Source organism: Cupriavidus necator A5-1 (assembly GCF_000744095.1).
Lineage (GTDB): Bacteria > Pseudomonadota > Gammaproteobacteria > Burkholderiales > Burkholderiaceae > Cupriavidus > Cupriavidus necator_A.
Genome location: NZ_JQLI01000001.1, coordinates 709330 through 721575 on the forward strand (window position 1 = coordinate 709330; position 12246 = coordinate 721575).

The window sequence follows — 12246 nt, forward strand, 5'->3', positions numbered from 1 at the left end:
AGAATTTAATTAGGCGAGCATCTCGTCCTCGCGGATCATATCTGCCGCTTTCTCCGCGATCATTATGGTCGGCCCGTTGGTGTTGCCGCCGACCAGAGTCGGCATGACAGAAGCGTCGACGACTCGCAGCCGTCGTATGCCGCGCACTCGCAGGCGACTGTCGACGACTGCATTCGCGTCACATCCCATCTTGCACGTGCCTACTGGGTGGTATAACGACTGCGCGGTGCGCCTCAGAAACTCGAGGGTTCGCTCTTCGGTACGGTCTTCGGCATCGAGCAAGTGTTCGCGCTCGATGGAATCGCGCAGCGGGGCGGTGCGTGAAATATCGCGGGCGAACTGTAAGGCCCGCAGAGTGCATTGAACATCTTCGGGGTCGCTAAGATAGTTCGGTCGAATCGCGGGCGCATCTCGCGCAGACGTCCCTTTTAATGTCACCGAGCCTCGCGAGCGAGGGCGCAACTGCAGGGAGGCGATTTGTATGCCGGGATACGGGTGCACACGTAGCTTCGAGCTTTCGAAGGTGAAGCTCCATGGCCGGAAACTGATCTGTACGTCTGGCCTGTCGAGGTCGGCGCGAGTACGCACGAACGCTAGCGCGTGGGAAGTGCCCATTGCTAACGGGCCACCACGCGTCACCAGGTACTGTACGCCGCGCATGTATTTGCGCCAGCCCGAGAGCGCCGCATTCATGGACATACCCGCTTTTACTTCGTAACCGACGTTGACGGCCAAATGGTCCTGCAGATTCTTGCCGACCCCAGGCAAGTCTGCTTGAATCGACAGCCCGCGCGCGCGCAGTTCATCAGCAGGTCCAATACCGGACAGCATCAGCAGCTGCGGGCTCCCAACGGCGCCGCAGCTAATCAAAGTCTCGCGCGCCGCAAAGGCGCGAAACAACGCGCCATCGCGTTCATACAACACACCAACCACTTCGCCGCCAACCAACAGCAGGCGATGGGCCAGACAACGATCGCGCACGACCATGTTTGGCCTCGCACGCGCCGGAGCCAAGTAGGCGCGAGCGGCGGAGGATCGTACGCCGCGCGCGATAGTGAACTGGCTGTAACCCACGCCTTCTTGCTGGCGCCCGTTGAAATCCGGGTTGAGGGGAACTCCCAACGCGGCTACCGCGTCGACGAATTGTTGCGTGACTGGATGCCGGTAAGAGCCACGAGAAACTTGAAGGGGGCCGCCAACGCCGCGCCACCCGTCACCGCCATCCAGATTATTCTCCATACGCTTGAAGTACGGCAGCACGTCCGCGTAAGCCCATCCGTGGTTGCCCGCGGCGGCCCAATCGTCGTAGTCAAGAGCGTTTCCACGCACGTGCTGCATACCATTGATGGCGCTTGAGCCGCCTACGATTTTGCCTCGCGGCCAATAGATATCACGGCCACAAAGGTTCGGCACGGGTTCGCTGGAAGATTTCCAGTTCAGATTCGAGTTCTGAAATAGAAATGGCAACCCGGCCGGTGCTCGAACCCAGAAGGTTTCGACGTCCGGTCCGGCCTCGAGCAACAACACCGAGCGCGCTGGATCAGCTGAAAGCCGGTTGGCAAGTACACATCCGGCGGATCCTGCACCAACGATGATGTAGTCAAACTGCTCAGGCGTGTTATTAGCAACGGAATCGGCTTTGTTCATCGCGTTCTGCCTTCTTGCTCGTTTGTCTCCATGGGTTCCTGGTTGACTATTTCGCATTAACTCGGCAAAGCTAATAGATGCATTGGACGAAAACACCTCCGCCCGCACGAAACGCAAAGATGAATCCGCGAAAGAGCCCCGCTCCGTGAACCGCCAAAATTTTATGAGCTAGCTACGATTTGGACCCCTGTATATATAGGGATCCGTCACGTTCACTAATCGGGATCGCGCTAATCTGATCGATTCGTCGAGCATCCCTTCGTCCCCTCCGGTGCGAGTTCTAGGGCAATTTCCGGAGCCACTCTGCTATCGCGATCCCGATCTCGTGAGGGGAATCCTCCTGCAGGAAGTGGCTGCCTCGTACGGTTACTTCCTCCTGGTTATTCCAGGTGCGGCATAGGTCCCGCATTTCGCCTACGAGGACGCCACCCGGTTCGCCGTTGATGAACAGCTTCGGAACGTCTGCCTCGGCCATCCACAGCGAATAGTCACTGACAACTTGGGCCACCAGTTCCGGCTTCCCGTCAATCGGTATCTCACGAGGAAACGTCAAGGTAGGCAGTCGATCGTCTCCGGCGCGAAGATAGGGCCGCCTGTACACGTTCATTTCGGCTTCCGTAAGTTCGCGCAACATGCGGGCGGGAAGTAGCTTTTCGATAAAGACGTTGTCGCGCAAAACCATTTCCTCGCCTTCCGAAGACCGCAATCGTTCGAACGTGCCGCGGACGATCGGATCCATTTCATCCCACGTCCTGGTGCGCACCATGGTCTCCATGTACGCGATGCCGCGTATGTCGCGGGCATGCCGCCGTGCCCAGTCCATGGCAAGCACGCCTCCCCAATCTTGCGCGACCATAACCACTTCATGAGCGGCATCGACGGTTTCCAGGAACGAATCAAGGAAACGCCGGTGCTCCACAAAGCTGTATCGATCGGCACCGCCTTCTTCGAGCTTTTCGGAGTCGCCCATGCCAATCAGGTCCGGCGCAATGCAGCGTGCGTAGGGCGCCACGTGAGGTATCACGTTCCTCCAGATGTAAGAAGACGTTGGGTTTCCGTGGAGGAAAACTACCGGCTTCCCGTCGCCCACATCGACATACGCCATCTTTTTTCCATGAACTTCACAGAAACGCTTGGGTTGCTCGTTGGTCGAGAACATTAGGAGCTCCAATGATGAGAGGTTTCACGCAGCGGCCGAGAATGCCGGTTGTCGACACTTCCAAGTACCCAGTCGTGGGGTTAGATGGGGTGCAATTGCGCCTTATCCGCCGTCACACCGTCACACCGTCACACCGTCACACCGTCACACCGTCACACCGTCACACCGTCACACCGTCACACCGTCACACCGTCACCACGATCTTGCCGAACTGTCCGTTGGTCTCCAGGTAGCGATGAACTTCCACCACCTCATCGAACTTGAAGATGCGATCGATGATTGGCTTGAGTGCTCCGCTTTCCAGACCCTTGAGGACGAACTCCACGGCGGCCCTGCGGCGTGTTTCGTCGCCGGTCGTCAGCCAGATGTTGTGTCCCTTGATCACCGGCATCTTGGCGATCATCGCCAGCACCGGCATTGGGGTGACGCCTTCGGCGAGCGCACCATAGATGTACACGGTTCCCTGGAAGGCCAGCGCCGAGATCAGCTTCGGGAAATTCGTGCCGCCAACCGGGTCGAAGGCTACGCGTGCGCCCTTGCCGTCGGTGATACGCATCACTTCCTGCACCAGATCGACCTCATCCGTGGCAATCACGTGGGCGGCGCCTGCTTCGAGCAACTGTTCCTTCTTGGCAGAGGTGCGCGTCAGTGCGATGGACATCGCACCGGCATAGTTGGCGATCTGGATCGCCGCGAGCCCCACGCTGCTGGAAGCCGCGGGAACGAGGACGAAATCGCCTTTGCCCACCTTGGCGTCTTCGATGAGTGCGCCGTAGGCCGTCACGAACATCATCCAGGCCGACGCCGCTTGGGCGAACGAAAGCGATTTTGGGTGTTTCACAACAGCGAAGTCCGGCACGGTGATGACCTCGCCATACGTGAAGTATTGATTCATCGAGAACGACGGTATCACGTTGACCTCGTCGCCCACCGCGAAGACGGTCACGTCACGGCCGACGGCATCGACGATGCCGGCAGCCTCGTATCCCAGACCCGCCGGGAATTTGACGGGCTCGATATACTCGTCGGCCCGCCACATCGACTCGGCGCGGTTGATACCGATTGCCTTGACCTTGATGCGAACTTCAGCCGGACCGGGAGCCGGTACCTGCGTCTCGATGAATTCGAGAACTTCCGGGCCACCGGGTTTTGCGAACTTGATAATGCGTGACATGAGAGCCTCTTAACTGGATGCGTTAGTGGAGAATTTATCTATTCAGTCCCGCTTCGAGAAGACTCCGAATCGGATATGTGTCATTCCATACCGGGATCAGTAGCGGACGCTGCGTGCGGGATGGCGTGGCAAGAACCTTGGAAGTCAAGCGACCTGATGCGAGTAAAGGTGAGATCAATGTATCCGCGGCGCCGTGGCACGCGAGTCCAGACCCTACATGGGTGTCCGCCCGATACATCCGGTTCGTGTCGCTGCATTGCCGCCGAATGTAGCAGCAGGCCGGCTGGCCGAGAAAGACCTTGTTGGCATGGCGCCATGCTTCTGAAGCAGGAAGCTGGTGGCACAAGGGATGGCGTTCCGCCCGGCGGCATGCGTTGGCTAGAGGCGACGACTTCCAGGTGGCGCCCGATAAAAAGGGGCCTGGCTGTGTGATTCGGCATGGAGTCGTTAGCCCGCTCTGGCATCGCCTTCGCGTCATGGATCATGGGCGTAGGCCCACAGGAGGCGGCGCCAAGGAGGGCTTTCGACGACGAGGTTGGCAGAGGGATCATGGCGTGCCCGCTGGTCCGGTTTGCCCGGAGGCAAGATGCTGGGCTTGCGTACCTCGAGAGCTGAGCGTCGCCAGCTTCCGGAAGATCACGTAGAAGACAGGTGTCAGTATCAATCCGAAGACGGTCACTCCAATCATTCCAGCGAACACCGCTACGCCCATGGCCCGGCGCATCTCTGCGCCCGCGCCGTGCGAGGTGACCAGTGGCAGAACGCCCATCACGAATGCGAAGGACGTCATTAGTATCGGGCGCAGCCGCAGTCGGCTGGCTTCGATTGCAGCCTCCACGATCGTGCGACCCTCATGCTCCAGTTCCCAGGCAAACTCGACGATCAGGATTGCGTTCTTCGCCGACAGCCCAACCAACACGATGCAGCCAATCTGGGTGAAGATGTTGTTGTCGCCTTTCGTGAGCCACACGCCCGTCATCGCGGCCAGGAGGCTCATCGGCACGATCAGGATGACCGCCAATGGCAACGTCAGGCTTTCATATTGTGCCGCGAGGACCAGGAAGACCAGAAGTACACATAGCGGAAATATCCAAAGCCCGGTGTTGCCGGCCAGAATGTCCTGATAGGTCAGTTCGGTCCATTCAAACTTCATGCCCTTGGGCAATGTTTCCAATGCGACCTGTTCGGCGGCGTCGCGCGCCTGCCCGGACGAATAGCCCGGCGCCGCACCACCATTCATATCTGCAGCGGTGAAGCCGTTATACCGGACTACACTATCCGGACCGAATCCTTGTTGCACACGAACCACGGAAGATAGCGGCACCATCTCGCCGGAGAGACTGCGTGTCTTGAGTTGCTGAATATCCTCGGCGCGAGTGCGGTAGCTGGCATCAGCTTGGACCCTTACCTTATAGGTTCGACCAAATTGGTTGAAGTCATTCACGTAGGCTGAGCCGAGATAAGTCTGCAGAGTATCGAATACGTCGGTAGCCGCTACACCGACCTGCTTCGCCTTGACACGATCAAGGCTAACGTCGAGTTGAGGGACATTGACCTGGTAGTTGCTAAAGAGGCCTGCGAGCTCGGGCCGGGTCCGCGCCGCAGCAGTGAACGCGGCCGTGGCGTTGAACAGAGCCTCGTAACCGAGCGCAGCTCGGTCCTCGATCATCATCTTGAAGCCCCCGATCGTACCGAGTCTCACCGGGGGAGGGGGCACTACGCCGATGAGCGCATCGCGGACCTCGCCATAGCGCCGGGTTAGTTCTCGTCCGATCGCGAAGCTGGTCTGGTCATCGCGGCTGCGCACGCTGAAAGGTTTTAGCGTGACAAATAGCACCCCCGAGTTCGGGCTGTTGGTCAGCCCATTGATGGAGAGGCCGGGGAATGCCACCGCCGCCTCGACATCGGGATGCTTTAGCGCAAGCGCTGACATGCGCCGGATGACGTCCTCGGTCCGGTCCAACGTGGCGCCTGCCGGCAGGCGAGTGAAGGCCACAAGATGCTGTTTGTCCTGAGCGGGTACGAAGCCCTTGGGGACGAGCTGAAACATTGCCCAGGTCAATCCGAGCATGAGCACGTAAACACCGAAGGCGGTGGTCTTGCGGGCGACCACCCCCTTGACGCCACGTGCGTAACGGTCGGAGCTGCGTGCGAAGGATCGGTTAAAGCGGCGGAAGAAGCCGCCCAGAACGCGGTCCATCCCGAGCGACAACCAGTCCTTCGGGACATCATGGCCGCGCAACAGGAGTGCGGAAAGCGCCGGCGAGAACGTTAGCGAGTTGACCGCTGAGATGACTGTTGAGATCGAGATGGTCAGTGCGAACTGCTTGTAGAACTGGCCCGTCAGCCCAGTCATGAACGCTAGCGGGACGAAGACAGCGATCAGGGTGAGCGCGATCGCGATGATGGGACTGCTGACCTCTTTCATCGCCTTGTACGTAGCCTGTTTTGGCGCAAGGCCATCCGCGATGTTGCGTTCGACGTTCTCGACCACCACGATTGCATCGTCCACCACGATACCGATCGCGAGCACGAGACCGAATAAGGAAAGCGCGTTAATCGAGAAGCCGAACAGATGCATCAACCCGAACGTTCCGACGATCGACACCGGCACGGCCAGCAACGGGATGATCGACGCGCGCCAGGTCTGAAGGAACAGAATCACGACCAGGACAACGAGCGCGATCGCCTCGAATAGCGTGTGCACAACGGCATCGATGCTGTGACGGACGAACTCGGTGGGATCGTAGACGATTTTGTAATCGATATCATCCTGGAAACCGGCTTTGGCATCCTTCATGATTTCGCGTGCAGCGTCCGAAATGTTGATCGAGTTCGATCCAGGCGCCTGCGAGATGAGCAATGCGACTGCGGGCTTGTTGTCGAGCAACGACCGAACGTTGTATTCGGACGCACCCAATTCAATCCTGGAGATATCTCGTAAGGATGTCACTGCCCCCGTAGCCGAAGTCCGAACCACGATCGCACCAAACTCCTCGACTGTGTTCAGTCTTCCCTGCGCGTTTACCGACAGCTGGAGATCGTTGCCAGGGGTCGATGGCGATGCGCCGATCACGCCGGCGGCTACCTGTACGTTCTGTTCTCGAATGGCCTTGACGACGTCGCTTGCCGTGAGTCCCCGCTCAGCGGTCTTGGCCGGATCGAGCCAGACGCGCATGGAATAGTCGCCTGAGCCAAGTAGCAGCACTTGGCCAACGCCGGGTATCCGTGCAAGCCTGTCCTTGACATTGATTAGCGCGTAATTGCGTAGATATGTCGTGTCGTATCGGTTGTTTGGTGACACCAGATGGATGACCATGGTCAGATCCGGGGCGCTCTTGACGGTCGTGACACCGAGTCGGCGGACATCTTCGGGCAGGCGTGGCTCGGCCTGTGCTACTCGATTCTGGACAAGCTGTTGTGCTTTGTCTGGGTCCGTGCCCAGTTTGAATGTGACAGTCAATATCAGTTGGCCGTCGCTATTCGACTGCGAGGACATGTAGAGCATGTCCTCGACGCCGTTGATCTGCTCTTCTAGCGGCGTGGCCACCGTCTCGGCGATGACCTTCGGATTGGCCCCTGGGAACTGCGCCTTGACAACCACCGCCGGCGGCACCACCTCTGGATATTCCGACACAGGAAGCCGGAACATGGCGATCGCACCGATTAGAAAGATCAGCGCGGAAAGCACGCCGGCGAAGATGGGACGGTCGATGAAGAACCGGGAGAAGTTCATAGGTGGCTCTGAAGGCAGACTGGGTAGCGTGGTTCACGGGAGCCACTACGGCAGAGTGGCGGTCGCCGCGATTCCGCCGGTCCGCTGATCGGATATAGAGCTGCTACTTTTCTGAATACAGAGTTTGTGGAAATGCACAGGTCGACCAGTTGACGGGAGCCCGGAGATACGCTTCCGATCTCGCTTCTGTGTTTCCGACCAGCGGGCCCCGGTTTGCGCGATTGTCATCGGGTTCGGTAGCTTCGGTTCCAGCGGCGCGATGGAATGCGGTTGACCTCGGCGTTGACCCACGACTCGAGCTTCCCTTCCACGTCCGGGCGGTGGTCGGTGACCTTGCCATGCTTCGCCAGCGCCTCGGCGCGCATTGCCTCGTGCTCGGCTTCCACGCCCGACTCCGTGTACCAGCGCGCGGCGAACTCGTGGAGGGCCGCCTTCTGCTCCGCGCCGGCGTATTCAATCTGAAGCGGGCTGCCGTCGGCTGCGTCATAGACCGAGGCCACCTTCCGCCTGGCGAGATCGACGTTGGCTTCGAGGCCGCATCCGTCGGAGCCGACGAACGTCTTGATGTCCTTGAGCGTATACGCGGGGGCCGCAGCGGGGGCCGTGTTCTTCGCCGTCATCTTCTTCATCCCGGAAAACCGACCGTTCGACGCTCTATTTCCCGGCAGTTACGAGTTCGCGATATCGAGGAAAGTCGGTGTAGCCTTGCTCCGTTCCACCCCAAAAGGCGGAGCGATCATAAGGCGTAAGCGGCAGCTTCAGTCGAAGTCGTTCTGGAAGGTCCGGATTTGACGTGAAGGGCCGCCCGATTGCGACGAGGTCGGCATTGCCCTGCTGCAGGATCGCCTCCGCGCTGTCGCCGTTAAAACCGCCGGCTGCCATGATCGGCCCCTTGAAGACCTTCCGCAGGTGTGCGGCAGCGACCGGCTCCATGTCTTCGTGACCGACCTTGGCGTCATCGCCCTTGATGCGGGGTTCGATGATGTGGAGATAGGCGAGCCTGAACTGATCGAGCAGTTCGCCCACTCGACCAAACGTGGCCATTGAGTCGCTGTCAACCATGTCGTTCCACTCACCGCTCGGCGAGAGCCGCACGCCAATGCGGTCGGCACCGCGTAGTGCCGACACCGCCTCTATGACTTCAAGCAGGAACCGCGCCCGATTTTCTATGGGCCCACCATATGCATCGGTTCGCTTGTTACTACCGTCGTACAGGAAGCTGTCCAGCAAATAGCCGTTGGCGCTGTGAATCTCGACACCGTCGACACCGGCGTCGAGGGCTCGCTGTGCAGCGTCACGGAAATCCTTCACAGTCTGGCGTATATCCTCCAGGTCCATGGCGCGGTGCGGCGAAACCGGCTTCCATCCGTCCGGCGTGAACGCCATCGTGTCAAAGGGGATCACAGATGGTCCTACCGGCGGCTGGCCGCCCGCGATGTCGGTATGCGAGGTGCGTCCGCAATGCACGATCTGCGCGACGACCCGTCCGCCTTTTGCATGGACCGCGTCCGCGATCCTGCGATAGCCATCGATATGGCTGTCGAGATAGAGCCCGGGAGCACCGAAATACCCCCGCGCCTGGATTGAGATGTTCGCGGACTCGATGATGATGAGCCCTCCGTCTGAGGCGCGTTGCGCGTAGTGCTCGACCATCATGTCGCTAACGCTGTCGTCAGGGTTGGAGCGCAGCCTGGTCAACGGCGGCATGACAAGGCGGTGTTTGAGGGGGATCGAACCGATCGTGATCGGTGAGAAAAGCTTGGACACATTCATCTCCATAGTTTGAGACTCAGCGGTTGCGGCGCCTTCTATCAAGCGGGCGCCGTCAGACTAAAAATGGCAAACTCCGGGTTGGAGCTTAGCCAGTACCGATCGATCACCCAGCCCGCCGACACGGCCAATGCCTTGAACGACTCGACGCTGAATTTGTGTGAGCTTTCGGTGTGCAGTCGCTCACCAGCCTTGAAGGCGAAGCCGTGACCGGCAACGTGCACCAACTGATCGAACCGGCTGACCAGATGCATCTCCATGCGCTCCAGCGTGGGGTTCCAGATCGCCTGGTGATCGAACGCGTCCAGATCGAAGTCGCCGCGTAACTCACGGTTGATCCGAGCCAGCAAATTCTTGTTGAAGCGGGCGGTTACGCTCATCGAATCGTCGTACGCCGCTACCAGCCTCGCGGGGTCCTTGATCATGTCCACGCCGATGATCAACTGAGCTCTTACGCCAAGCAGACTCCGCACCGAGCGCAGGAACCAAATCGCCTCTTGCGGCGCGAAGTTGCCAATCGTCGAGCCGGGGAAGAACCCTACGCGTGGTGCATGGCCAACGTGTGCCGGCAGGGCCACGGCACGAGTGAAGTCGTCGGCCAGCGGCGCGACCCGAAGCGCCGGGTAGTCGCGGGAGATGCGCTCGGCAGCCCGTTGCAGGGCGTCGGGACTAATGTCGATAGGCACATAGGTGCCGATATGCGGCGCTGCATCGAGGATCAGGCGCGTCTTGTCACTGGCACCGCTACCGAATTCGACCAGCACCGCGTCGGCCGCAATACTCGACACAAGTTCGTGCACCACGCTTTGGAGCAACGCTGTCTCGGCCCGCGTCACGTAGTACTCGGGCGTGCCACAGATTTCCTCGAACAAGGCCGAACCGGCCTCGTCGTAAAAGTACTTTGGCGGGGTCGTCTTCGGATGCGCCGAGAGGCCTGCGATGATGTCTGCCTCGAACCCATCGGCGTCCTCGTCTGCCTTTGGCCGGTGTTCCAGATCGCGCGCAAGGCGCAGCCCGGAAACCATCCAGCGTTGCTCGGGACGGAAGAAATTCCGGTAACTGTGTCGCGCGTGGCCTGGCGATGTCACGCTCGCGCCGCCGCGCAGCACCATCTGCCCGACCATGAACTTGCCGTTGTACTCGCCGACTGCATCGGCCGATGGGCGAAACCCCGGGTACGCTCCATACGCGCTTCGCGTCCATTGCCACGCGACATCGTCGGCCTGCTCAAGCAGCCCCGCGCCTGCTGCGGCTTCCCACTCGGCTTCGGTCGGCAGCCGTGCGCCGGCCCAAATGGCGAAAGCGGCCGCTTCGTAATAGCTTATGTGTGTGACAGCGACGTTGGGGTCGATGGCACGAAGGCCGCCGAGCGTCATCGCTTGCCAATCCGTGCCGTTTGCTGCGCGCTCCCAGTAAAGGGGAGCTTCGCACTGCTCAGCTTGAACTAGCACCCAGCCATCGGACAGCCATAGAGCAGGGCGGGTGTACCCGCCGTCGTTCATGAACTGCAGCCACTGGCGATTTGTGACCAGGCGATCGCCGATTTCGAATGGCTCGATCCACGTTTTATGGCGTGGCCGTTCGTTGTCGAACGCGAACTTTGAAGCGTCGTCGCCAAGATCGAGCAAGCCGCCGGCATGGAATCTAAATTGCCCCGCGCCGCCTGATTTGTCCGCGGGCCAATCGGACCGGTATGCGGGCTTGAGTGGAGACTGCGCGAACAGATGAAGGGCATCCATTAGCAGCAGTTCCTGATGCTGCTCTTCATGCGCGATTCCGAGCAGGACGAGTGGCTCCAGATCAGATGCCGGCTCCGCAGCCAATAGCCTGGCCATATGCGTATCGACGTGCCGCCGATACGCATCAATCTGCCGGCTGGTCGGGCGCGTCAGCAGACCTCTGTGCCGCCGGGGCTGGCGCGGACCCAATGCCTCGTAGTAGGAGTTGAAGAGATACCCATAGCCTGGATCGAACACCTCGTAACCGGGCAGGTGCTCGATGAGCACAAAGGTTTCGAAGAACCAGGTAGTATGCGCAAGGTGCCACTTCACCGGACTCGCGTCTGGCATTGACTGGGCCACCCTGTCCTCGTCCCCAAGCGGGGCGACGAGACGGTCGGTGTAGGCACGAACGTGCCTGAAGCGGGCCAGCAAACCTGCAGTGGCGCTGGCGCCCAATCGCTCGAACGACTCACCAGGCTCGGCCGGATAGATGCGTGCTTCTCTGGAAGCGTTGTTCAGGCTCATGCTTTCGTCTGGCTTCACTCAAATAGGGGTCATCGAATCTGTCATGCGCGCAGAGGATTACGCCTTGCCGTTCGCTCGTTCCTCGATTGCATCGATCCGGTCTGTGTAGAAAGCGAGGTGATCCCTGATCCGCGCGACAGCCGCGTATGGGGCTTCGTAAGTCCAGACCGCATTGACGGAGCGCCCGCCGCCGGACGGAATCGAGAAGTACGCGCAATCGCCCTTGTAGGGACAATAGGTGGTGTGCTCGGACCGCTTGAGCAGCGTCATATCCACATCCTTCCTCGGGATATACAGGACGGCTGGGTAACGCGCCTCGCGAAGCGTCAACGCGTCTCGTGTATCGGCGATGACGTGGCCGGCTAGCGTGACCACCACGCGAGACGGGTTGTGCTCGATGGTGATGGGATGATCGGTATCCGGAATCTTGACGGACCGGGTTGCAGCGGTGGCGTTGCTTGACATAAATACTCTCCTTCGAATTGACGCGTCGGGAACTTGCGCTTCGGTGGGG

8 protein-coding genes and 1 pseudogene are annotated in these 12246 nt (G+C 59.9%); all 9 read right to left on the bottom strand.

What is annotated here, in order from left to right; translation table 11 throughout:
• Positions 1 to 9 precede the first annotated feature (9 nt).
• Positions 10 to 1647, bottom strand: coding sequence for a GMC family oxidoreductase (locus K307_RS03255; RefSeq protein WP_063771653.1), 1638 nt, complete (start codon positions 1645 to 1647; stop codon positions 10 to 12).
• 280 nt (positions 1648 to 1927) lie between these two features.
• Positions 1928 to 2806: a haloalkane dehalogenase gene (locus tag K307_RS03260; RefSeq protein WP_042876268.1), complete on the bottom strand. Its 879-nt coding sequence runs from the start codon at positions 2804 to 2806 to the stop codon at positions 1928 to 1930.
• A gap of 184 nt (positions 2807 to 2990) precedes the next feature.
• Positions 2991 to 3980, bottom strand: coding sequence for a zinc-dependent alcohol dehydrogenase family protein (locus tag K307_RS03265; protein ID WP_042876269.1), 990 nt, complete (start codon positions 3978 to 3980; stop codon positions 2991 to 2993).
• 547 nt (positions 3981 to 4527) lie between these two features.
• Entirely contained in the window at positions 4528 to 7716 is a 3189-nt protein-coding gene (locus K307_RS03270; protein WP_042876271.1) for an efflux RND transporter permease subunit, read from the bottom strand.
• A 224-nt stretch (positions 7717 to 7940) separates the two neighbouring features.
• Positions 7941 to 8336, bottom strand: a complete 396-nt coding sequence (locus K307_RS03275; protein ID WP_196251514.1) for a hypothetical protein — start codon at positions 8334 to 8336, stop codon at positions 7941 to 7943.
• Between the two features lie 34 nt (positions 8337 to 8370).
• Positions 8371 to 9489, bottom strand: a complete 1119-nt coding sequence (locus K307_RS03280; RefSeq protein WP_419187137.1) for an alkene reductase — start codon at positions 9487 to 9489, stop codon at positions 8371 to 8373.
• A gap of 38 nt (positions 9490 to 9527) precedes the next feature.
• Positions 9528 to 10499, bottom strand: a complete 972-nt coding sequence (gene egtD, locus K307_RS50855; protein WP_419187138.1) for an L-histidine N(alpha)-methyltransferase — start codon at positions 10497 to 10499, stop codon at positions 9528 to 9530.
• Positions 10479 to 11732, bottom strand: a pseudogene (egtB, locus tag K307_RS50860) (ergothioneine biosynthesis protein EgtB); the annotation flags it as partial. The pseudogene egtB and the gene egtD, both read right to left, overlap by 21 nt.
• 57 nt (positions 11733 to 11789) lie before the next feature.
• Positions 11790 to 12197: a DUF427 domain-containing protein gene (locus tag K307_RS03290; protein WP_042876275.1), complete on the bottom strand. Its 408-nt coding sequence runs from the start codon at positions 12195 to 12197 to the stop codon at positions 11790 to 11792.
• Positions 12198 to 12246 lie beyond the last annotated feature (49 nt).